A 22,498-nucleotide genomic window follows, 5' to 3' on the forward strand; every position below is an offset into this window, starting at 1 on the left:
CATAGGCCGAAGCGAGGCGGTCGGGGCAATGATCCGCGCGGCGCTTTTTCGATGGGGGGCGGCGATCCTCGCGGGGCTGGCGCTGGCGGGGATGCTTCCCGCCGGCGCCGAAGCCGTCGAGAAAAAGCCGGTCGCGGTCGCCGACAATTGGGCGCCGAATGAGGACGATAGCTGGCTGTTCGACGTGCGGTCGGGGCAATATAGGCTCGGCGACGGGGTGCGAGGCTATCAGACGCCGCAGGGGATTTGCGTCGATCTGGGCGATGTCGTGCTCGCGCTCGATCTGGCGGTGCGCGTCGACCGGAAGTTGCGCCGCGCAACCGGCTGGGTGTTCGACGAACGGCGCAGCCTGACGATCGATCGCGACGCGGGCGAGGTGCGCGCGGGGAGCCAGGCTTTCCGCCTGGGCGCGACGACGATCCGCGACACCGCCGCGGGCTGGTGCGTTGATCTGGACAGTTTGAACGCGTGGCTGGGCGTTCCGCTGGCGGCCGATCTATCGAACGCCGTGCTGCGCGTCGATGCGAAAGAGAAGCTGCCGTTCCAGCTCGCCGCCGAACGGCGCGCGCGCGGGGCGTCGATCCGCCCGCAAGGCCAGTTCGACCTTGCGACCCTGCCGCAAGCGGTGCGGCCCTATCAGGCGTGGGCGACGCCGTCGGTCGATGTCGTCGCCTCGGCCGGGGTCGTGTCGGACAGGCGCGGCGGCTCCTATGTCCAGGGGCGTTACGAGATTTTCGCCGCGGGCGAGGCGCTGGCGCAGAGTTTCGACGCGCGGCTGTCGTCGGACAATGAAGGGGTGCCCGACAGCTTGCGGATGCGGCTCTATCGAACCGACCCTGAGGGGCGGCTGCTCGGGCCGCTGAAAGCGACGCATTATGGCGCCGGGGACGTCAGCCTGCTGTCGACGGGCATCGTCGCGGCGTCGGCGCCGGGGCGCGGGGCGGTGCTGACCAATCGCCCGGTCGAGCGGCCCGACGCCTTCGACAAAACGACCTTTCGCGGCGATTTGCCCGCGGGCTGGGACGCCGAGCTCTATCGCAACGGGCAGCTGCTCGCCTTCACGAGCCCCAATGGCGACGGGCGCTATGAATTCATCGATGTGCCGCTGCAATATGGCGCGAACCGCTTCGAGATCGTGCTGTACGGGCCGCAGGGGCAGATCAGGCGCGAAATCCGGCAGGTGCAGGTGGGGATGGATTCGATCCCGCCGCAGCAGACCTGGTATTGGGCGGGGTTCGCGCAGGAAAATGCCGACCTGATCGAATTCGGGGGGCGGCGCGGCGGCGCGTTCCGGCGCGGTTGGCGCGGCACCGCGGGAATCGAGCGCGGGCTCGACACGCGCACGTCGGCGGCCGCTTATCTGCACAGCCTGCTGATCGAGAATGTCCGATATAATTATGGCGAAGTCGCGCTGCGGCGATCGATCGGGCCGACCCTGCTGGAGGTGGGAGGCTCCTACGCGGACGCTTCAAGAGGTGGCGGGGGCGGTGTCGCGGCGCGCGCGAGCTGGCTTGCGGCGTTCGGCGAAACCTATGTCCGTGCCGATGCGATGCGCGGCTGGGGCGGGTTCGTTTCCGACCGCCTGATCGGCAATATCAACGGCATCACGTCGGTCTCGGTCGACCAGTCGGTGAAGCTGGGGCAGACGATCCTGCCGCTCCATTTCGATGTGCGCCACGTTGAGCGCTGGTCGGGCGTCGACAGTCTGGAAGCCAGCGCACGCGCATCGGCAAGTTTCCGCGCGCTGACCTTCACCGGCCAGCTCGACTGGAGCCGGACCAAGGTCCCCGCCGGCCCCGACCCGCCCGACAATTTCTCCGCGGCCCTGCTTGCCAACGCGCGCATCGGTCGCGTCCGCGTCCGCGGCGAGGCGCGCTTCGCGCTGTCGGGCGATAATAGCGACACGCGCATGACGCTGATCGGCGAATGGGCGGGGAAGGGCAATGCGGAATGGCGAAGCGAGCTCGGCTATGATCGCGGGCTCGATCGCGCGCGCGCGGGCCTCGGATATACGCGCCGTTTCAACAGGCTACAGTTGACGGGATTCGGCGAGGTCGCGAGCGACGGGTCGCTCGCGGCGTCGCTCGCGCTCGCCTTCAGCTTCGGGCCCAAGGCGGGCGGCGGCTGGCGGGTGTCGAGCGAAAAGCTCGCGAGCCGCGGCCAGGTGATCGCCGATGTCTGGATGGACGAGAATGGCGACGGGGTGCGCCAGCCGGACGAGGCCGCGCTGCCCGATGTGCCGCTGACCGCAGGCAACGCCTTTGTCGATGCGGCGACCGACGTGGACGGGCGCGGAACGATCGATGGATTGGAACCCTTCCGGCCGGTGATGATCGGGATCGACGCGGGCAGCCTGCCCGATCCCTATGTCCAACCCGCACTGCCGGGAGTTGTGGTCGCGCCGCGGCCCGGGGTAGCGACGCGCATTGCACTACCGATGGTCGCGGCGGGCGAGATCGAGGGAATAGTGCGACGCGACGGCGGCAATCCGGTTGAGGGGCTGCGCGTCGAGCTGGTCGACGCCGAAGGCCGCGTGCGTGCGACGACGCAGACCGAATTCGACGGCTATTTCCTGTTCGAAGGCGTGGCGTACGCGCGCTACACGGTGCGGCTGGACAAGGCGTCGGCGGCGGCGCTGCGGCTCGACGGCGATTTTGCGGTGAACGCGGCGCCCGGCAGGGCGACGCCGCGCGTGCGGCTGGGGACGCTGGTGCCGAAGCCGCTGCGGCGCGATGTGGTCGCGCAAGGCGGACCGTCGCCGCATGGCAACAGTCCGCGTGGGCCTCCGGGCGAAGGAGAAGCAGCGACGGACTCAAGGGCGCGATCATTGCGGATTGAATCGTCGTCTCCGCCTTCGCCGGGATGACGAGCTATGAAAAATGATGTTTCAACCCAATTCGACCACGCTCCGGTCGCGATTGACTTCGTTCCGGCTTCGGATGATATCGGCGGCAACGGGCCGGCGCGGACGCCCGTTCAGGCGGGACTTCCGCCCAAGTTCCGCTCCATCAGCCGCATTCTCGCGGCGCCCGGAGCGTTATCATGAATCCCGACCTCTACCAGACCCGCCCGTCGGACCTCAGCCTGACGGCGCTGTTCCTGAAATTCCTGCGCTTTGGCTTTCTCGCTTTCGGTGGCCCGGTCGCGCAGATCGCGATGATCCGGCAGGCGCTCATCGACGAGGAGCGCTGGATCGACCCGGCGCGTTTCAACCGCCTTCTCGCGGTGCTGCAAGTGCTGCCCGGGCCCGAAGCGCACGAGCTTTGCGTGCATCTGGGGATGGTCGCGCGCGGGCGGATTGGTGGCCTGCTCGCGGGGCTGGGGTTCATGCTGCCGGGGCTCGCGCTGATGCTGATCGCAGGCTGGCTCTATGTCGGCTGGGTCGCGGGCAAGGCCGGGCTCGCCGGCGTGTTGCTCGGCGTGCAGGTCGCGGTGCTCGCGATCATCCTGCGCGCCGTCGTGCGGATCGGCGAGCATATCGTCGAGGACCGGCACCTCGCATTCGTCGCCGCCGCGAGCCTGCTCGCGACGATTGCGGGCGTGCCCTTCTGGATTCCGCTTGTCGCCGGCGGGCTGGCCTATGCCGTTTCGCATCGTCCCGCGGCTGCGATCCTGATCGTGGTGGTAGCCCTCGGCTTGGCGACGACGATCCATCTGGCGCTGAGTCCAACTGATTCCGGGCCTGCCGCGATGGCGGCGGTACCCGTCACGCTCGCCGCCTTGTTTGTCGCCGGGCTGAAGGGTGGGCTGCTCACTTTCGGCGGCGCCTACACCGCGATCCCCTATGTCCGCGCGGACACGGTCGGGCGCGGCTGGATCGGCGACGGGACGTTCCTTGATGGTATTGCGCTCGCAGGGGTGATCCCGGCGCCGCTCGTCATTTTCGCGACCTTCGTCGGCTATGTGGCGGGCGGCGCGAGCGGCGCGCTGGCGATCACCGCGGGGATGTTCCTGCCTGCCTTCGCCTTCTCGCTGATCCTGTTCGAGCGGTTGGAGGCGATCGTGGAGAATCCGGCGTTGCACCGTCTTCTTTCGGGCGTTGCCGCCGCGGTCGTGGGGATTATCGCCGCGACTTTCGTGCAGCTGGGCCAGGCGACGGCCGAGCGGGTCGCGGAGCCATGGTTTGCGGCATTACTCTTTGCCGGGGCACTGGTGGTGGCGTGGCGCGTCAAGGGCGCGTGGGTGACGCCCGTGGTCGTGGCGGGCGGGGCGATGGCGGGCTGGTGGGGAATGACGGTTTAAGGGTGGGGTGGACGTTCCCTTATCCGTCGTCCCGGCCTTCGCCGGGCTGACGAGTTTGTGGAAGGCACCTTCCGGTCGAAAGAAAGCGGACGTTCCGCCCGCCTCAGCTCAGCAGCGGCTCCAGCGCGTCCCATTCGCGGTCGACGGCGCGGCGGCCGGCGTCGATTGCGGCACGGATCCTGGCCGGGTTGAATTCGAGCGTTTCGGCGACTTCTTCCTCGGGTTCGATGATGCGGATCGGCGCGAAGCGGTAGCGCGCGATCTGGACGTCGAGCGGGCGGAGGATGCGCGCCGCCTGCGCCCCGCCGATGCCTTCATTCTGGAGCGCGCGAAGCTGGCCCTCGCGCGCGGCGATCAGGTCGTTGATCAGCGCGGCGCCCGACAGGTCGTTCGCCGAAACCTCCGATTGCAATATGTCGACCGCGCGCAGCCCGATCTTGATGAGGTTGGGGAAGGTGCGCACCGCGCCCGGCCGCGGTGCGGGCGAGGCGCGCACCGCGATCACGCCGCGCGGGTTCATTTCGAGCGCCGAGCTCAAGGGGGTGACATCGCGCACCCCGCCATCGACCCATTGTTCTTCGGTCCCGTCGCTCGCGCGCGTTTTGAGCGGATCGAAGAAGAGCGGCATTGCGCAGCTGGCATAGACCCAATTGTGGATGCCGGGCACGCTTTCGTCGATCGTGCGATAGGTGCCGGTACCGAGATTGACGACGCCGAGCAGCAATTTGCGCCCGCTGGCGCCCAGTTTCGCTTCGTTCGCGAAGCCCTTGAGCAGGCGTTTGAGGGGCCCGGTGTCGTAGAGCGCGTCCTCGCCGAGCAAGCCCCCGACGACGCCGAGCGGGCGCGATTTATAGATCGAGCTGTTGCCGCGGATGCCGAGCCAGGCGTCGAGCAGGCCGGGCACATCGTCCTGTGCGACGCCGAGCGCCTGGATCGCGCCGGTCGATACGCCGGCGACGATGTCGAGCCGGACACCGCGATTGACGACGAGTTCGTGGACGACGCCGACCTGGAATGCGCCTTTCGCGCCGCCGCCGCTCAATACGATTGCCAGACCGCCTGCCATGCCGTGCGCCTCCTTGGCCTGTGCCGGTTTACAGCAATATGGCCGGCTTCCCAAGGCGCGAAGCGGCGTTACCGACAGAATCCCGATGCGGTGTTAACCAGTTTTTATCCATGATTGGCCACAGGGGTAGCGAGCATGAATTTGCCTGTGGGGAATAATCATAATGTCCGAAGCCTCTGGTTCGAAAAGCCGTCCGACGAGTGCCGACGTCGCCATCATCGGCGCGGGGCCCGCGGGTCTGACCGCCGCCTATCTGCTGACCCAGCAGGGATATAGCGTGACGGTGATCGAGAAGGACCCGGTCTATGTCGGCGGGATCAGCCGCACGGTCGAGCATGAGGGCTTTCGTTTCGACATCGGCGGGCACCGCTTCTTTTCGAAGAGCCGCGAAGTCGTCGACCTGTGGAACGAGATTCTTCCGCATGATTTCATCGAGCGCCCGCGGATGAGCCGCATCTATTATGAGGGCAAATTCTATTCCTATCCTTTGCGTGCGTTCGAGGCGCTGTGGAATCTCGGCATCGTGCGTTCGACGCTGTGCATGGTGAGCTATGCCAAGGCGAAGCTGCTGCCCAAAAAGACGGTGCGCAGCTTCGAGGACTGGACGATCAACCAGTTCGGGCAGAAGCTTTATTCGATCTTTTTCAAGACCTATACCGAGAAGGTGTGGGGCATGCCGTGCGACGAAATGTCGGCCGACTGGGCGGCGCAGCGCATCAAGGGGCTGAGTCTCGGCGGTGCGGTGATCGACGGCCTGAAGCGCAGCCTCGGGCTCAACAAGCGCCCCAATGACGGCATGGCGACCAAGACCCTGCTCGAAACCTTCCGTTATCCGCGGCTTGGTCCCGGCATGATGTGGGACGCAGCGCGCGACAAGGTTGTCGCGGGCGGCAACCATGTGCTGATGGGCCACAGCTTCAAGCAGCTGACGCAGGACCAGAAGACGGGCCGCTGGCGGATGACCGCGACCGGCCCCGACGGCGATGTCGTGATTGATGCCGCGCATGTCATCAGCTCGGCGCCGATGCGCGAGCTGGCGGCGCGTATTCATCCGCTGCCCGCGTGCGCACTGAACGCCGCGCCGAACCTCAAATATCGCGACTTCCTGACCGTTGCGCTCAAGATTCGCTCCGAGGACCTGTTCCCCGACAACTGGATCTATATCCACGACAGCAAGGTGCAGGTCGGCCGGGTGCAGAATTTCCGCAGCTGGTCGCCCGAAATGGTGCCCGATCCGGCGATTGCATGCGTCGGCCTCGAATATTTCTGTTTCGAGGGCGACGGGCTCTGGGCGTCGAGCGACGAAAAACTGGTTGCGCTCGCGACGAAGGAAATGGAAATCCTGGGTCTTTGCGATCCGGAAGATGTGGTCGGCGGCGCGGTGGTGCGGCAGGAAAAGGCCTATCCGGTTTACGACGATGTTTATGCCGCGCATGTCGACACGATGCGGTCGGAGCTCGAGGCGCGTTACCCGACGCTGCACATGGTCGGGCGCAACGGCATGCACCGCTATAACAACCAGGATCATGCGATGATGACCGCGATGCTGACCGTGCGCAACATCGCGGCGGGCGAGAAGCTCTACGACATCTGGGGCGTCAACGAGGACGCCGAATATCATGAAAGCGGCACCGAGGGTGAACAGGCGGCGCTGGCGTCGGTCCGCAACGTGCCGTCGCGCGTCGCGAAGGCCGCCTGAGGCAGGGCCCGTCCGGGGGATCGGTGCGATGCAACCCATCACCAAATTGATCGCGTCGGTGCGGCGCGGCGAAATTCGATGGCTCAACTACCTGCTCGCGAGCGTTCTCGCGCTCGGCAGCGATGCGGGGCTGTTTCTGCTGTTGCTAGACGCGGGACTGTCGCCGGTGACGGCGTCGGCGACCGGCTATTGCGCGGGTATCCTTGTCCACTGGGTGATTTCGAGCCGGCTCGTCTTCGCCGACGGCGCCGCGGCGCGCGGCACGGGTGAACGCCACCGCCAGAAACTGCTCTTCGTCGGGTCGGCGCTCGTCGGCCTTGCGGTCACGACCGCGATCGTCGGCGGCGGCAGCTCGCTGGGGCTCGACCCGCGGCTCGCGAAGCTCGCGGCGATCGTCGTGAGCTTCCAGACGACCTATCTGCTGCGCCGCCATATCGTATTTCGGGCCGCCGCGGCATGAACGAAGCGGCGCCGCCATCCGTTTCGGATTCGGACGGCATCCAGCTCAGCCCCTGGTTCACGCCGGCGCGAATCGCGCTGATCGTCTGGGGATTGATGAGCCTGATCGCGATCGTCGCCAACTGGCAGGCGATCGGGGCGCTCGACCTTGCCGACACCGACGATGCGATGCGCATGGCGCAGGTGCGCGACCTTCTGGCGGGGCAGGGCTGGTGGGATCTTTCCCAATATCGCGTCAATCCGGCGGGCGGCGGCGTGCTGATGCACTGGTCGCGCATCGTCGATGCGCCATTGGCGGTGGGCATCCTGTTGCTGAAGCCGCTGTTCGGGCAGGCGATGGCCGAACGGATCGTGATGGCGCTGTGGCCGCCGCTGCTCGGCGCGGGGCTGAGCGTCGCGTGCGCGCTCGGCTATCGCAACCTCTCCGACCGCCGCATCGCCTATATCGTGCCGCTGTTCCTGATCATGTCGGGCTATATCCTCGTCCAGTTCCGGCCGCTTCGCGTCGACCATCATGGCTGGCAGATCTTCCTTGCGATGCTGGTGATGGCGCAGGCGCTGCGTCCCGCAAGCTGGCACGCGGGGCTGCTCGGCGGGCTGTTCGCGGCGGCGCTGCTTGCGGTGTCGATCGAGGGCCTGCCCATCGTCGCGCTGTTCGCGGGCCTCGCGGCGCTGCGCTGGGCGCTCGGGCGCGGCGGCGACGACCGCGCGCGGCTGTGCGGCTATCTGGGCGCGCTCGCGGGCGGCGCGATCCTCTTCCAGTTCGCGACCCGCGGCCCGGTGGGCCTCACCGGAAGCTGGTGCGATTCGCTCTCGGCCCCCTATATGGCGGCGTTCGTCGTGGCGGCGGCGGTCGTGTTCGCGTCGGCGCGCGCCAATCCGGCGGCGGTATGGGTCCGCTTTACGCTGCTCGCGCTCGCTGGCGTGGCGGCGGCGGGCGCGCTGGTGGCGACCGAACCGCAATGCGCGAACGGGCCCTTTGCCACGCTCGACCCGATCGTCGTGCAATTTTGGTATCGCAATGTCCTCGAAGGCCAGCCCTTGTGGGCCGCGAAGCCGCACGACATGGTGCATGTGCTCGTGCCGTCGCTCGTCGGTCTCGTCGGATCGCTCCTTGCGTGGCGCGGTTCGATCGAGGCGACCGATCGAAGGAATTGGGCGACGGTCATCGTCGCACTCGCCGGTGCGGCGGCGCTGTCGCTGCTCGTGTTCCGCGCCGTCTCGACCGCCCACCTCTTCGCCTTGCCAGGCTGCGCCTGGCTGGGCCTCCGCGCATGGGCATGGGCGCGCACCATCGCCTCGACCGTGCCGCGTATCCTCGCGTCGGCGATGGCGGCGCTCACGCTGCCGCTGCTCGGCAGCATGGCGGTCGCCGCAGCGCTGACGCCGGTTATCCCCGCGCTCAGGGACGAAGAGAAAAGGGCGGCCACCGAGAAGGCCGAGGCCAATCGTTACAAGGCGAACTGCCTCGACCCGGCGGCGATCGCCGACCTTGATCGCCTGCCGGCGACGACGCTGCTGACGCCGATAGACCTCGGCGCGCCGCTGGTTTTCTGGACGCGGCACAGCCTGGTGGCGACGCCGCATCATCGCAACAGGTACGCGATGGCCGATACGATTCGCGCCTTTGCGGGCGATCCGGCCAAGGCCGAGGCGCTGGTGCGCGGGCAGCAGACGGCGCTGGTCGTCTTTTGCCGCACCGCCAATGATTTCACCAAATATCGCCGCGCGCGCAAGGACGGGCTGGCGGCGCAGCTCTATGCCGGAACGCCGCCCGCCTGGCTCGAAACGGTGCCGATCAGATCGCGCGCGGGGTTGGCGGTGTGGCGGGTGAAGCCCGAGTAGGGCCTAGGCGGCGCGGAAGCTGAGCGCGGCGCCGTTCATGCAATAACGTTTTCCCGTCGGCTTCGGCCCGTCGTTGAAGACATGGCCGAGGTGGCCGCCGCAGCGCCGGCAATGGACTTCGGTGCGCGCATATCCGAGGTCATGGTCGGTCGAGGTGCCGATCGCGCCCTTCAAAGGCGCCCAGAAGCTCGGCCAGCCGGTGCCGCTGTCATATTTGGTCTTGCTCGAATAGAGTGGCAGCGCGCAGCCGGCGCAGGCGAAAATGCCGGCGCGCTTTTCCTTGTCGAGCGGGCTGGTGAAGGGGCGTTCGGTCGCCGCCTCGCGAAGCACGCGATATTGGAGCGGCGACAGGCGCTTTTTCCATTCGGCGTCGGAAAGCTGCCAGCCCGCCTGCGCCTTGGGCCGCCCCGATTTGGCGAAGAGCATCGGCGCGCCGATGATGGCGCCGCCGAGCGCGAGTCCGCCGAGAAGGTAGCGACGTTCGATCATGTCTTCGATACGTATGCCGTGGCCCGCGGGTTACAAGACCGCGTCAATATTTCTCGATCTGTACGGGCAACGCGCGGAAGCCGTGGACAAAACAGGCGTGGACGCGTTCGGGCTCGCCCGTGACCGTCACGCGCATCCGCCGCGCCGCCATCTCCTCGAGCAGGATGCGCAGCTGCAGCTCGGCGAGGCGCGCGCCGACGCAGCGGTGGACGCCATAGCCAAAGGAGAGGTGCCGCCGCGCATTCTCGCGGTCGAGCCGCAGCGCATCGCCATCGTCGAAGACGCTCTCGTCGCGGTTTGCCGACAGGTACCAGAGGATGAGCTTGTCCCCCTTCTTGATCTGGTGCCCGAACAGGTCGGCATCGGCGAGCGCGGTGCGGCGCATATGCGCGAGCGGTGTCTGCCAGCGGATGATCTCGCTCACCGCATTGGGGATCAGAGACGGATCGGCTTCGAGCTTGGCGCGCTCTTCGGGAAATTTGTCGAGTCCGTATGCGAGCCCCGACATGGTGTTGCGCGTGGTGTCGTTGCCGCCGACGATGAGGAGGACGAGGTTCCCGATGAACTCATATTTGTCCATGTTCCGCATCGCTTCGCTGTGCAGCATCATCGAGAGCAGGTCGGGCGTGGGTGGCTGGTCGAGCTTTTCCATCCACAATTTCTGGAAATAGACGAACGCCTCTTCGAGCACCGCGCGGCGCTGTTCCTTGAGCTCGACCTTTTGCGCGAGTTCGACGTCGCCCATCCAGTCGGACCATTCGGTGAGCTTGCGCCGGTCCTCCCACGGAAAATCGAAGAGCAAGGCGAGCATCTGCGTCGTCAGTTCCATCGAAACGCGATCGACCCAGTCGAACTTCTGACCCCACGGCAGGCCGTCGAGCACCTCGCCGGTGCGGCGGCGGATGTCGTCCGAAAGGCGCGTCATTTCGGCGGGAGTGAAGGCGGGGGCGACGGTGCGGCGCTGGTCGGTGTGCTGCGGCCGGTCCATCGCGATGAACATCGGCAGGCGGAAATCCTCATCCTCGTCGCGTTCGAGGATCGTGATGCCGCCATATTCCCACGACGAACTGTAGATGTCGGGCAACGCCTCGACATGCTGGATCGCCTGATGGCTGGCGATATTCCAATAGGGTCCGTGGACGCTGTCCTCGCATTTGACGATTCCGCCGGCTTTGCGGATTTCGGCGAAAGGCGCTTGCCAGCGATCCTCCGAATAGATGGCGGCGGGGCTCATGTCATAACGGTCGGTGACGGGCTGGGGCGCAGCTGCGGTCGCCATCGGCATCCTCCTCCTCAAAAGGGACTCGCCGCAGCGTTTGCCGCCGTCGGCCAGATCAGTTGCAGGATGCCACTGTTTACAGCTTTGTCAATGAGGCTGGGATGAAGCAGCTTCGGCGACAGCCGCGGTGGCCGCAGCGCCTCTTGCGCGGCGCCAGAATTTCCAGCCGCTGCCGCTGCTGAGCACGCCGGCGCGGAACAGGCGCACCGAAATCCAGATGACGAGCGCGACCCAGAGTGCCTGCCAGCCGATCGCGAGCAGATGGATCGCTTTCGCATCGTCGGTCGCGGCGCGCGCCGCCATGGCGAGCGGTGACGAGAAGGGGAAGATTTGCGCGAAGCGGGCGAGGCTGCTTTCGGGCGCGCTCGCGGCGGCGGCGCACAAGCTGAACATGCCGACCTGGAAAATGGTGATCGGCAGGCTGAGCATCTGGATCTCGCGCACCGTCGCCGCCTGGGCGCCGACGCCGAGGAAGACGGCGCCGAGCAGCAGGAAGGAGAGGACGAAATAGACGAAGCCGATGCCGAGGAAGAAGGGCCAGCCGGTCGCCGGCATCGCAGCGAGCGCCGCCGCCGCCTTGCTCGCGCCTTCGGTGGAGGTCAGCGCCGCGGGATCGGACAGCATCGCCGCGGCGAGCCCGCCGCCGACCGCCATCGCGACCCAGAAGGCGATGAACAGCACCGCGACGCCGAGGAAGCCGAGCAGCTTGCCCAGGAAGACGCTTTCGAGCGGAACCGCGGCGGCGAGGATTTCGATGACCTTGTTGCCCTTTTCCTCGGCGAGCGAGCTCACCGTCTGGCCCGCAAGGAGCAGGGTGAGGAGGAAGATGACGAACACCGCGCCGAACCCCAGCGACTGCTGTACCGCGATACTGGTGCCGCCGCTCGACAAGGCCTCGAAACGGGGGGCGACGGGCGGGAGCGGTCCCGCCGCGCGCGCGCGTTGCACTTCGCCCGCGAGCAAGGCGAGATAGCGGCCCGAACCGCTGTCCTTTTCACGTTCGACGATGCGCGGCGCGGCGAGGTCGCCGCTCATCACGGCATAGGTGTCGGCGCCCTTTTCGCGCGCGACGGCGATCGGATCGATGGCGGGGGTGGCGACGCGGAGTTCGAGCAGCGCGGGCTCGCGAGGCATGACCGCGCGCAGCCGTGTATCGGCGGAGCGCAATGCCTCGATATCGGCGGGATCGGCAACCGCGACGATGCGGCCGGCGCCGCGCGCGCTGTCGGCGAGCTGCGACGCGCCCATGCCGCCCGCGAGCCCCATGCCGATCATGAACAGCGGCGCGAGCAGGAAGAGCAGGAAGGTCGGCGTCGCGACGATCGCGAGAAAGTCGCGCCGCGCAATCACGAACATGTTCCGGACGAAAGGGGTCATGCGCTTGCCTCCTCGACGGCATCCTCGGTAGCGTCGGCGTCGAAGCCGGCGTCGACCTGGCGAACGATATGGACGAAAGCGTCGTGGAGCGCCGGGCGGCTGATCGACAGGCCGGTGACGCCATGACCGCTCGCGGTGATGCGCGCGAGCAACGGTTCGACGCCGCCGTCCTCGATCGCGAAATGCCACGCGTCGCCGCGCAATTCGGCGCCCGCGGGCAGATTCGCGGCGACCGCGGCGGGGTCGCTGGCGTCGCGCGGCGTGTAGCGCACCTGCATCGGCAGCAGCGCGCGCGCCTCGTCGACCGTGCCCTCGAAGCGCCGCGCCGAGCGCGCGATGATCGCGATGCGGTCGCAGAGACGCTCGGCATGCGCCATCACATGCGTCGAAAAGAGAATCGTCGCGCCGCGCTCCTGCTCGCGCCGGACGAGCGTTTCGAGCCGCTCCTGATTGACGGGGTCGAGCCCCGAGAAAGGCTCGTCGAGGACGATCAGGTCGGGGGCGTGGACGATCGAACCGATCAGCTGGACCATCTGCGCCATGCCCTTCGACATCTTGCGGATCTTTGCGTCGATGACGCGTTCGAGCCCGAGTTCGGTCATGAAGGTCGCGGCGCGGCGGCGCCCTTCGGACCAGTCGAGCCCGCGCAGCGCGCCCATGAAGGCGATCGCCTCGCGCGCCTTCATGCCCGGATAAAGGCCGCGCTCCTCGGGAAGGTAGCCGATGCGGCTGCGCACGCTCTGCGGCTTGTGCCCGCCGAGCAACCGGCTCGTCCCTTCATCCGGATCGATGATGCCGAGCGTCATGCGGAGGCTGGTCGTCTTCCCTGCGCCATTGGGGCCGAGCACGCCATAGATACTGCCCGCCGGCACCGCGAGGCTGACATGATCGACCGCCTTGTAATCGCCGAAATATTTGGTGAGGCCGTTCGCCTCGACGCTGTAATCGCTCAAACCCTGGTCCCCAATCATTCGCATACCAAGCTATGGCACGGCGAGGCGGCTCGCGTATAGAGCGCCAATGGTTGCCGAAGCCTTGCCTCCGCTGGAAGAACGCCTCGAAGCCGTCGCGCGCGCGCATGGGTTCGCGGCGTTCGGGATCGCAAATGCCGATGCGGCGCCGCGGACGGCGGCGCGGCTGAACCAGTGGCTTGCCGAGGGGCGCCACGGCGACATGATCTGGATGGAGAGCCGCGCCGAGCAGCGCGGATCGCCCAAAGGACTGTGGCCCGACGTAAAATCGGTGATCGCGCTGGGGATGAGCTATGCGCCGGCGCTCGATCCGCTGGCGCTGGCCGAGCATCCGGACCGCGGGCGGATTTCGGTCTATGCGCAGGGCGGCGACTATCATGACGTCGTCAAGAAGGCGCTGAAGGCCGTCGCGCGATGGCTGGTGGGCGAAGCGAAAGACGCCGAGGTCAAGGTGTTCGTCGACACCGCGCCGGTGATGGAAAAGCCGCTGTCGGCAGCGGCGGGGCTCGGCTGGCAGGGCAAGCACACCAACCTCGTCAGCCGCGAACATGGCAGCTGGTTGTTCCTGGGCGCGATTTACACGACACTCGACCTAGCGCCGTCGATGGCGGGGCGCGATACGTGCGGCAGCTGCTCGGCGTGCCAGGATGCGTGCCCGACCGACGCCTTCCCCGCGCCGTACCGGCTCGATGCGCGGCGCTGCATCTCTTACCTCACGATCGAGCATAACGGCCCGATCCCGGTGGCGCTGCGGCGCGGGATCGGCAACCGCGTCTATGGGTGCGACGATTGCCTCGCCGCCTGCCCGTGGAACAAATTCGCCGACACCGCGCATACGCACCGCGCCTTTCTGCCGCGCGCCGAATTGGCGGCGCCATCGATCGGCGACCTGCTCGACCTCGACGATGCGGGGTTCCGGCAGGTCTTTGCCGGGTCGCCGATCAAGCGGATCGGGCGCGGGCGGATGGTGCGCAACGCCGCGATCGCGGCGGGGAACAGCGGGGACAGGGCGTTCGTTCCGGCGCTCGAAAGGTTGGCGACGGATGAATCGCCGATGGTCGCCGATGCGGCTTTATGGGGGCTCGAAGAACTGGCGTCGTGACGTCGTTTGTCGGGGAAGCGGGCCGGTCCCGCTCAGCCTAACGCCGCAGCGCCTGCGCGCAGCTGTTCACCTCGGCGTTGCGGCCGTCGGGGGTGCGCGCATCGACATGCGTTGCGACCGGGTCGGCGCCCGCGCGCGGGGCGTAGAAATAGACGTCGAGGATGCAGCTCGACCCGGCATATTGCAGCTTGCGGCCGGCGCCTTCGGTGACGTCAAGCCGCGGCTTGCCGAACATGCGGCCGATCGCGTCGGCGCTATTCCCGATCAGCGCATTATTCTGCACCGGTCGCACGACCGTCGGCGGGGGCGCGGTGGACCGCGGGGGTGTCGCGCGCGGAATCGCGGGACCGGCGCAGGCGCCGAGCGTCAGGCCGAGCAGCGCAATGGCGCCGAGGCGGCGGTTATCGATCATGTTTCGGGGTCCCCCTTGCCGAGATGCAGCATGTGGACCGCCATAGCGGCGCTCAATATCGGCGCCAACAAATTGGCGACGGGCACCACGAAGCTTGCGGCGGACAGCAGCCCGAGCGACCAGCGCGCCGGCCGGTCGAGGCGCGGGTGGTCCGGGTGGCGCGCAAGCACCATCGCCTCGAGGTCGCGGCCCAGCAGCAACGCGTTGACGAGGAGCGCGAAGATCGGCGTGCCGATCCCGGTGACGAGCAACACGATATAGACGGGGAGCGCGAGCAGGTTGCCGCCGATCAGCCGGGTGAGCGAGGCGAGGGCGAGGCGGATATTCTGCGGCCAGCCGACATCGACGGCGCGCCGCGCGGCAGCGGGATAGTGGCGCCCTTCGACATCGGCGACGATGCCGTCGGCGAAGAGGCCGATCACGACGATCGCGACGGCGCGAAAGAGCAGCCAGCTTCCCGCGACGATGAGGAGGACGATCAGGACGCCAGCCATGTCGAGCGGCGCTCCGTCCAGCCATTGCCAATGGGCGAGCGCCCAGCGTGCGGCGAAAAAGATCGCGGCCCCCGAGGCGGCAAGCAGCAGCAGTGTGAGCGCGAGGCTTTGCGCGAGCACGCGCAGGACGCGCGGGTGGGGCAGGTCTCGCAGCGCGAGCAGGAAGGCGTGGGCGGCGCGGGTCATGGAGCGGGGATGTGGGTCGCCGCGTCCCGCGTCAAGCGCCCACGCTTGCCTTGGCGCGCCGCCGTCCCTAAAGCGCGCGCAGCTTTTTCCACCCAGCACAGGATTATCCATGGCCTCCACCGCCCGTTTCGATGTCGTTGCCATCGGCAATGCGATCGTCGATGTTCTTGCCCGCGCCGACGATGCGCTGATCGAGGCCGAAGGCCTGACCAAGGGGGCGATGCGGCTGATCGACGCCGAAGAGGCCGAGCGACTCTATGCCGCGATGGGCCCGGCGGTCGAAGTGTCGGGCGGCAGCGCGGCGAACACCCTGGCGGGCATGGCGGCGCTCGGCGAACGCTGCGCCTTCATCGGGCAGGTCGCCGACGACCAGCTCGGCCATGTCTTCACGCACGATTTGCGCGCGTTGGGCGTCGCCTATGAGACCCCGGCGCTGAAGGAAGGCGCGCCGACCGCGCGCTGCCTGATCCTCGTCACCCCCGATGGCCAGCGCACGATGAACACCTTTCTGGGGGCGAGCCACCTGCTCGAACAGGCGATGATCGACGAGGCATGGATCGCCGATTCGGAAATCCTCTATCTCGAAGGCTATTTGTGGGATCCGGAGCTGTCGCGCGCGGCGATGCGGCGCGCGATCGACGTGGCGCGCGCGGCGGGGCGCAAGGTCGCCTTCACCCTGTCGGACGCCTTCATCATCGAACGCCACGGCGCCGATTTCCGCCAACTGATCGCCGAAGGGCTGTTCGATATCCTGTTCGCGAACGAGGTCGAGATCCGGGCGCTCGCCGAAACCGACGATTTCGAGGCGGCGGTCGCGGGCATCGCGCCCAAGGTGCCGCTGCTCGTCGTCACCCGCGGCGCGCATGGCGCGCTCGCGATCGAGGGCGGTGAACGCACCGAGGTCGGCGCCGAGCCGATCGACCAGGTCGTCGACACCACCGGCGCGGGCGACCTGTTCGCCGCGGGCTTCCTTGCGGGGCACGCCGAAGGCCGGTCGATGCGTGACTGCCTGACGATGGGCGCGGTGTGCGCGCGCGAGATCATCGCGCAGGTCGGCCCGCGCGCGCAGACCGACCTCAAGGCGAAGGTCGCGGCGCGCCTCGCGTAGCGATCCTTTTCCGCTTTCGTGGGGGAGCGGATCGGTGCCGGAACTTTCGCCGGCGTTGAAGCGTCCTATGCGCCATCAGCATGGGAGAGATTCTTATGGCCGACGAAGTCCACACGACGCGCGATCCCGACGGGACCACGCATACCACTACGGTCATCGACCGCGAACCGCGCCGCGGCGGCGGGATCGGCATGGGGCTGATCTTCCTCGTCGTGATCCTGGTCGCGGCCTTTTTCGCCTTTCAATTCCTTGCGAGCGAAAAGGCGGAAAGCGGTGCGATCACCGAAGCCGCGCAGCAGGTCGGCGATGCCGCGCAGGATGTCGGCGACGCGGCGCAGCGCGCGGTCGATTAGGCGTCAGTTCGCAGCCGCCGGATCGGGGTGCCTCCGGAACAATTCGCGGTCGGCGGGCCCGAAACCGCGCGTCCAGATCAGCCAGCCATAGATGCCGAGGATGAAGGGCACGCCGATCAAGAGCTCGGCCCATTCGGGCAGCTGCGTCGCGCCCCAGCCGAGCACCGCGGCGCCCGCCGTCGCCCAGACGAGCGCCCAGCGCAGGCTGTTCACCGGGGCGCCGAGGATATGCGCGAGTAGCCGTGCCTTGACGAGCGAGGCGAAACCGAGCGCGAGCAGCAGCGCGAGCGCGACTGCGGCGGCGTAATAGATCGTCGGCAAGCCCATCGATTGCGCGATCAGGATCAGCGCGACGCTGAGGACCGCCTGGAGCGCGAGTGTCGCCATGCTGATCAGCAGGTTGCGGTGGCGCGCGACATAGACAAGTGCCGCTTCGCTGACGACGGCGGTTGCGGCGACGACTTCGGCGGCGAGCAGGAAGGCGAGCGCGGCGGTGCCGCTGACGAATTCGGGGCCGACGAGGCCCATCACCGCCTCGCCCGGAATACCGAGCGCGAGCGCGACGCCCGCCTGCGCCGCGATGATCCAGAAACCGACCTGGCTGACCTGTGCCGCCACGGCGCCAAGCCGCTTTTCGGCAAGGTTGCGCGTGATCACCGGACCCAGGATCGGCTCGAAGCTGGTCTTCAGCTTTTGCGGCAGCGAGGCGACCTGCTGCGCCATATAATAGATGCCGTAGATCGTCGGCGAGGTGAACTGGCCGAGGATGAAGAGGTCGAGCCGCCGCGTGCCCCATTCGATCGCGTCGGCGGCGGCGAGCGGGGCGTTGCGCCGGGCGAGCAGGATCAGGTGCGCCGGATGCGGGCGCCATACGCCGGGGCCGCCATAATGGCGGATCATCGGAACGAGCGCGGTGAGAAAGGCGCCGACCATCGCGGCGGCATAGGACAGCATCAGCCCGTCGCGCGCCGAAACGAACCAGAAACCCGCGGCGGCGACGCTGATCACCCAGGGCTCGACGATCGCGCGCGCGCGCACCGTCGCGCCGACGTCGAATTTATAGGCGCAAGCGGCGAGCGCGATGTCGGTCCCCGCGATCGCGAAGACGAGCAGCGCCATCCAGCGATCGGCGCTGTCGACGCCACCCGCCGGATACATCAGCTGCGGCAAGAAGAAGAGGAGCGCCGATCCCGCCGCCGAGACGACGAAGGCGACGAACATGCCGTCCCATACGACGATGCGCTGGTCGGCTTCGGGCGCGCTCAATTGCTCGGCGAGGCCGCGCTTGAGGCCCAAGGTCGCAAGCTGCGCGACGAGTTCGATGACGAGCACGGCAAAGGCGAAGCGGCCGACCGCCTCGGGCCCGTACCAGCGGCCCGCCACATAGAGGAAGGGCAGGCGCGCGACGAGGCGGAGGATGAATCCGAAGAAATTGGTACGACCGCCCTTGGCAAGCGCCGCCGTGTCGGCATCGTGCGAGGGTGCGTCGGGCGATGGGCCGGGTAATGGGGGCGCAGCCGCGCTGTCGGTTTGGCTCAAGCCTGGCGCCCCTTCTGCTTTGCCTTGATGCGCAGTTTAGCGCGGCCCGGGGGAGCAGGCAATCGTGTGCGGCAATTCATCGTCCTTCGGATCGCAGCGGACGGCTGAGCAGGGCCTGAATGGCGTCGGCGACGCGCACTTCGCCGGCGACGAGGCGCGCGACCGTATCGGTGATCGGCATGTCGATCCCGTCGACGCGTGCGGCGGCGGCGACGACCGGCGCGCTGAAGGCGCCTTCGGCGACGGTGCGGCGATCGGCCATCAGAGTCTCCGCCGCTTCGCCGCGGCCGAGCCCCTGGCCGAGCGCGAAATTGCGCGAATTGGACGAGGTGCAGGTGAGCACGAGGTCGCCGAGCCCGGCGAGCCCGGCGAGCGTTTCGGCTTGGGCGCCGCGGGCGAGGCCGAATCGCGTCATTTCGGCGAAACCGCGGCTGATCAGCGCCGCGCGCGCGTTGAGCCCGAGCCCGGCGCCGTCGACGATTCCGCACGCGATCGCGAGGATATTCTTGACCGCGCCGCCAACCTCCGCGCCGATCACATCGGTCGAGACATAGGGCCGGAAATGCGGGCGGGCGAGCGCGCGCGCGAGGTCACCGGCGACGTCCGCATCGGCGGCGGCGAGGGTGATCGCGGTCGGTAGCCCGGCGGCGACCTCGTGCGCGAAGGTGGGACCCGAGAGCACCGCGTGCGGGCGCCGCGGCGCCAGATCGCGTGCCATGTCGATCGGGAAGGCGAAGCTGTCCGCCTCCATGCCCTTGCTGCAGAAAATCAGCGGGGCGTCGCCCGCAGGCAGCTCGCCAAGCACCGCGCGCAGGAAGGGGACGGGGACGACGACGAGCAGCGCGTCGAGAGCGACCATTTCGGCCAGCGAACCGGTCGCGGTCAGCGAGGGCGAGAGGATCGCGCCGGGGAGGAAGGCGGGATTGCGATGCTCGGCGTTGATCGCGGCGACGACGTCGGGTTCGCGCGCCCAGAGGCGCACCGGCGCGCCGTCGGCGGCCAGAAGCTGCGCCAGCGCGGTGCCCCAGGCGCCGCCGCCGACAACGCCGAATTGCTTGTATGACGTCATGCTTTCACTCCGGCTCCGCGCACCGCCTCGGCTGCCGGATCGAGCGGCCAGCGCGGGCGGGCGGGCGTGTCAAGCGGGTCGGTCAGCCCCGCGGCAAAGCGTTCGGCGCCCGCCCATGCGATCATCGCGCCATTGTCGGTGCAGAGCCAGAGCGGCGGCGCGACAAAGGCCTTGTCGAAGCGCGCGGCGAGCTCGGTGAGCGCGGCGCGGATCGCGCCATTGGCCGCGACGCCGCCCGCGACGACGAAGGCGGTCGCATCGGGACACGCGGCGAGCGCGATGCGGCTGCGGTCGATGAGGCAGTCGACGACCGCGTGCTGAAAGGATGCCGCGAGGTCGGGAATGCTGTGCTCTCCACTTGCGGCGGCGCGCGCGACTGCGCTTTTCAGGCCGGCGAACGAGAAATGCGGCTCGGCGCTGCCGACGAGCGGGCGGGGGAGCGGAACGGCTTGGCCGTCGCCATCCTGCGCGACGCGCTCGACCGCGGGGCCGCCGGGATAGCCGAGGCCGAGCAGCTTCGCGGTCTTGTCGAACGCTTCGCCCGCGGCATCGTCGATCGTGGTGGCGAGGCGGCGATAGTCGCCGACGCCCTTGACCAGCAGCAGCTGGCAATGGCCGCCCGAGACGAGCAGCAACAGATAGGGAAAGGCCAGGGTCGCATCGGTGAGGCGCGGGCTGAGCGCATGACCCTCGAGATGGTTGACCGCGATCAGCGGCTTGTTCGCCGCGTGCGCGAGCGCCTTGCCGGTGACGAGCCCGACCATGACCCCGCCGATGAGGCCGGGGCCCGCGGTCGCAGCGATCGCGTCGACATCGGCGAGCGATACGCCGGCGTCGGCGAGCACGCCCTCGACGATCGGCGCAAGCCGGTCGACATGCGCGCGCGCGGCGATTTCAGGGACGACGCCGCCATAGGGGCTGTGCTCGGCCTCCTGCCCCGCGACGCGATGCGCCAAAATGCGCCGCTCGCTGTCGACGAGCGCCGCCGCGGTTTCGTCGCAGCTCGATTCAAGGCCGAGGATCAGGGTCATTTATTGCGCGCTCCTTTACCCGCCCCTTTATCGACAGGGCAAGCCGCAGCGGAGCCTTGGAAACGGCTCCTTGTGATGTCTTGAGCATTTCCGGTCGAAAAACCGGTTCCCACTTTTTCCGGAAATGCTCTAGCACCGCGGCGATGATTGAACTCCCGACCCCCGAAAACCCGTTTCGCATCGGCACGCGTGCCTCGCCGCTGGCGATGGCCCAAGCGCATATGGCGATGGCGGCGCTGATTGCTACCCACGGCATCGATGTGGCGGCGCTCGAAATTGTGCCGATGACCGCGACCGGCGACCGGATCCAGGACCGCGCGCTCGCCGAGGTCGGGGGCAAGGCGCTGTGGACGCGCGAGCTCGACGCCGCGCTCGACGCGGGGAGGATCGATATCGCGGTTCATTCGCTGAAGGACGTCGAAACGCTGCGCGATGCGCGCTTTTTCCTGGGAGCGATGCTCGACCGCGCCGATCCGCGCGACCGGCTGGTGGTACGCGAGGGGATCGAGGCTGCGACGATCGCCGACCTGCCCCGGCGCGCGCGGATGGGTACGAGCAGCCCGCGCCGCGCGGCGCAGGTGAAGCGGATCCGCCCCGACCTCGAAACCGTGCTGCTGCGCGGCAATGTCGCGACGCGGCTCGCGAAGATCGCGGGGGGCGACGCCGATGCGACGCTGCTCGCCGCCGCAGGGCTCGAACGGCTCGGGATGCACGATGTCGGGACGGTGCAGGACGCGGCGTTGCTGCTTCCGGCGGCATCGCAGGGCGCGATCGGGATCGAATGCCGCGCCGACGATGCCAGGGCGATCGCGCTGATCGGCGCGGTCGATCATGCGCCGACGCACTGCGCGGTGGCCGCCGAGCGCGCCTTCCTCGCCGCACTGGGCGGCGATTGCCGCTCGCCGGTGGCGGCGCATGCCCGCTGGCAGGAGGATGGCGCGCTGCGCCTCGACGCCGAGATTTTTTCGGAGGACGGGGCGGAGCATGCCGCCGGGCATGTGATCGTGACGCAGCCCGAAGCGCCCGCCGCGCTGGCGCGCCGGCTGCTCGCCGACGCACCGGACGGCGTCCGGGCATTGTTCGCACCATGACGGGCGGATTGCCGCTGATCGTCACTCGGCCCGAACCGGGAAATGCCGCAACGGTCGAGCGTGCAACGGCGATGGGGTTCGATGTCCATGCAACGCCGCTTTTCGCGGCGCGTCCGGTCGAGTGGCGCGCTCCGGCGGCCGGAGATTTCGATGCCCTGCTGCTGACCAGCGCCTTCGCCCCGCGGCTCGCCGGGGCGGGGATTGCCGGCCTTTCCGCCCTCCCCGTCTATGCGGTGGGCGCCGCGACCGCGCGCGCCGCCGGGGCGGCAGGCTTGACGGTGGCGATGACCGGAACGGCGGATGCGCAGCGCCTTCTTGATGCCATGACGTCAGCGAATATCCGCCGGATTCTGTGGCTTTGCGGCCGCGAACGGTCGGAATTCGACGCGCGCGGCGCGGCCATCGTGCCATTGCCCTGCTATGCCGTCGATCCCGTTCCGCCGCCGGCGGGATGGGCCGAACTGATCGCCGCGCCCGCAGTGCTGCTTGCGCACTCCCCGCGCGCGGCAACGCGCCTGGCGAGCCTCGTCGGCGCGGCGCGCGCACACCTGTCACTCGCCGCGATCAGCCCTGCTGTAGCGGCGGCGGCGGGGGAGGGGTGGCGCGAAGTCGCGGTAGCGGAACGGCCCGACGATGTCGCCATATTGGCACAGGCGCGTGCTTTGTGGCACAAGGGTACGAAATAG

At 68.3% G+C, this 22,498-nt stretch carries 20 protein-coding genes; 10 read left to right on the plus strand and 10 right to left on the minus strand.

The window, feature by feature from the left end:
• Positions 1 to 28 precede the first annotated feature (28 nt).
• The gene (locus tag VSX79_RS17270) at positions 29 to 2,866 is read left to right on the plus strand and encodes a carboxypeptidase-like regulatory domain-containing protein (RefSeq protein WP_326913949.1); all 2,838 of its coding nucleotides are present in this window, start codon (positions 29 to 31) and stop codon (positions 2,864 to 2,866) included.
• A gap of 176 nt (positions 2,867 to 3,042) precedes the next feature.
• The gene (chrA, locus tag VSX79_RS17275) at positions 3,043 to 4,242 is read left to right on the plus strand and encodes a chromate efflux transporter (RefSeq protein WP_179497707.1); all 1,200 of its coding nucleotides are present in this window, start codon (positions 3,043 to 3,045) and stop codon (positions 4,240 to 4,242) included.
• 103 nt (positions 4,243 to 4,345) lie between these two features.
• Here chrA and VSX79_RS17280 read toward each other — a convergent pair whose 3' ends face one another.
• Positions 4,346 to 5,308: a patatin-like phospholipase family protein gene (locus VSX79_RS17280; RefSeq protein WP_326913950.1), complete on the minus strand. Its 963-nt coding sequence runs from the start codon at positions 5,306 to 5,308 to the stop codon at positions 4,346 to 4,348.
• Positions 5,309 to 5,471: 163 nt separating this feature from the next.
• Between VSX79_RS17280 and VSX79_RS17285 the strand changes: the two genes are divergently transcribed.
• Genes VSX79_RS17285 through VSX79_RS17295 form a run of 3 tightly spaced genes read left to right on the plus strand, consistent with a single transcriptional unit; the run spans position 5,472 to position 9,311 of the window.
• On the plus strand, positions 5,472 to 7,007 hold the full coding sequence (locus tag VSX79_RS17285; protein ID WP_326913951.1) for an NAD(P)/FAD-dependent oxidoreductase: 1,536 nt from the start codon (positions 5,472 to 5,474) through the stop codon (positions 7,005 to 7,007).
• 28 nt (positions 7,008 to 7,035) lie between these two features.
• A complete protein-coding gene (locus tag VSX79_RS17290) occupies positions 7,036 to 7,467 on the plus strand; it encodes a GtrA family protein (RefSeq protein WP_179497714.1) in 432 nt (143 codons plus the stop codon).
• Positions 7,464 to 9,311 carry a hypothetical protein gene (locus VSX79_RS17295; protein ID WP_326913952.1) on the plus strand — a complete coding sequence of 616 codons (1,848 nt, stop codon included), beginning with the start codon at positions 7,464 to 7,466 and terminating at the stop codon, positions 9,309 to 9,311. The genes VSX79_RS17290 and VSX79_RS17295 overlap by 4 nt, the downstream gene beginning before the upstream one ends.
• 3 nt (positions 9,312 to 9,314) lie before the next feature.
• Here the strand turns inward: VSX79_RS17295 and msrB are convergent, their stop codons facing one another.
• The 4 genes from msrB to VSX79_RS17315 form a co-directional block, all read right to left on the minus strand.
• On the minus strand, positions 9,315 to 9,737 hold the full coding sequence (gene msrB / locus VSX79_RS17300) for a peptide-methionine (R)-S-oxide reductase MsrB (protein WP_373562813.1): 423 nt from the start codon (positions 9,735 to 9,737) through the stop codon (positions 9,315 to 9,317).
• 106 nt (positions 9,738 to 9,843) lie between these two features.
• Entirely contained in the window at positions 9,844 to 11,079 is a 1,236-nt protein-coding gene (locus tag VSX79_RS17305) for a cytochrome P450 (RefSeq protein ID WP_179497720.1), read from the minus strand.
• Positions 11,080 to 11,166: 87 nt separating this feature from the next.
• Positions 11,167 to 12,456 (minus strand): ABC transporter permease, encoded by a 1,290-nt coding sequence (locus VSX79_RS17310; RefSeq protein ID WP_179497722.1) that lies wholly within the window; start codon positions 12,454 to 12,456, stop codon positions 11,167 to 11,169.
• Positions 12,453 to 13,427, minus strand: a complete 975-nt coding sequence (locus VSX79_RS17315; protein ID WP_326915272.1) for an ABC transporter ATP-binding protein — start codon at positions 13,425 to 13,427, stop codon at positions 12,453 to 12,455. The genes VSX79_RS17310 and VSX79_RS17315 overlap by 4 nt, the downstream gene beginning before the upstream one ends.
• Before the next feature lie 49 nt (positions 13,428 to 13,476).
• Here VSX79_RS17315 and queG point away from each other — a divergent pair, with 49 nt between their 5' ends.
• Positions 13,477 to 14,529: a tRNA epoxyqueuosine(34) reductase QueG gene (gene queG / locus VSX79_RS17320; protein WP_326913953.1), complete on the plus strand. Its 1,053-nt coding sequence runs from the start codon at positions 13,477 to 13,479 to the stop codon at positions 14,527 to 14,529.
• Positions 14,530 to 14,566: 37 nt separating this feature from the next.
• Here queG and VSX79_RS17325 read toward each other — a convergent pair whose 3' ends face one another.
• Together VSX79_RS17325 and VSX79_RS17330 are read right to left on the minus strand one after the other, a co-directional pair.
• The gene (locus VSX79_RS17325) at positions 14,567 to 14,941 is read right to left on the minus strand and encodes a hypothetical protein (protein ID WP_179497728.1); all 375 of its coding nucleotides are present in this window, start codon (positions 14,939 to 14,941) and stop codon (positions 14,567 to 14,569) included.
• A complete protein-coding gene (locus VSX79_RS17330) occupies positions 14,938 to 15,621 on the minus strand; it encodes an EI24 domain-containing protein (protein WP_179497730.1) in 684 nt (227 codons plus the stop codon). The genes VSX79_RS17325 and VSX79_RS17330 overlap by 4 nt, the downstream gene beginning before the upstream one ends.
• Positions 15,622 to 15,730: 109 nt before the next feature.
• On the opposite strand from VSX79_RS17330, the gene VSX79_RS17335 reads away from it, so the two are divergent.
• Together VSX79_RS17335 and VSX79_RS17340 are read left to right on the plus strand one after the other, a co-directional pair.
• Entirely contained in the window at positions 15,731 to 16,729 is a 999-nt protein-coding gene (locus VSX79_RS17335) for an adenosine kinase (protein WP_326913954.1), read from the plus strand.
• Between the two features lie 95 nt (positions 16,730 to 16,824).
• The gene (locus tag VSX79_RS17340; RefSeq protein ID WP_326913955.1) at positions 16,825 to 17,082 is read left to right on the plus strand and encodes a hypothetical protein; all 258 of its coding nucleotides are present in this window, start codon (positions 16,825 to 16,827) and stop codon (positions 17,080 to 17,082) included.
• Positions 17,083 to 17,085: 3 nt separating this feature from the next.
• On the opposite strand, the gene VSX79_RS17345 is transcribed toward VSX79_RS17340, so the two are convergent.
• The 3 genes from VSX79_RS17345 to tsaD form a co-directional block, all read right to left on the minus strand.
• The gene (locus tag VSX79_RS17345; RefSeq protein ID WP_179497736.1) at positions 17,086 to 18,621 is read right to left on the minus strand and encodes a lipopolysaccharide biosynthesis protein; all 1,536 of its coding nucleotides are present in this window, start codon (positions 18,619 to 18,621) and stop codon (positions 17,086 to 17,088) included.
• Positions 18,622 to 18,697: 76 nt separating this feature from the next.
• The gene (locus VSX79_RS17350) at positions 18,698 to 19,690 is read right to left on the minus strand and encodes an NAD(P)H-dependent glycerol-3-phosphate dehydrogenase (protein WP_179497738.1); all 993 of its coding nucleotides are present in this window, start codon (positions 19,688 to 19,690) and stop codon (positions 18,698 to 18,700) included.
• Complete coding sequence (gene tsaD, locus VSX79_RS17355; RefSeq protein WP_179497740.1) at positions 19,687 to 20,721, minus strand: tRNA (adenosine(37)-N6)-threonylcarbamoyltransferase complex transferase subunit TsaD; 1,035 nt, start codon at positions 20,719 to 20,721, stop codon at positions 19,687 to 19,689. Before tsaD ends, VSX79_RS17350 begins: the two co-directional genes overlap by 4 nt.
• Positions 20,722 to 20,864: 143 nt before the next feature.
• On the opposite strand from tsaD, the gene hemC reads away from it, so the two are divergent.
• The gene (gene hemC / locus VSX79_RS17360) at positions 20,865 to 21,812 is read left to right on the plus strand and encodes a hydroxymethylbilane synthase (RefSeq protein ID WP_179497742.1); all 948 of its coding nucleotides are present in this window, start codon (positions 20,865 to 20,867) and stop codon (positions 21,810 to 21,812) included.
• Positions 21,809 to 22,498 (plus strand): uroporphyrinogen-III synthase, encoded by a 690-nt coding sequence (locus VSX79_RS17365; RefSeq protein ID WP_326913956.1) that lies wholly within the window; start codon positions 21,809 to 21,811, stop codon positions 22,496 to 22,498. The genes hemC and VSX79_RS17365 overlap by 4 nt, the downstream gene beginning before the upstream one ends.

Origin of the sequence: Sphingopyxis chilensis, assembly GCF_035930445.1 — a bacterium.
GTDB lineage: Bacteria > Pseudomonadota > Alphaproteobacteria > Sphingomonadales > Sphingomonadaceae > Sphingopyxis > Sphingopyxis chilensis.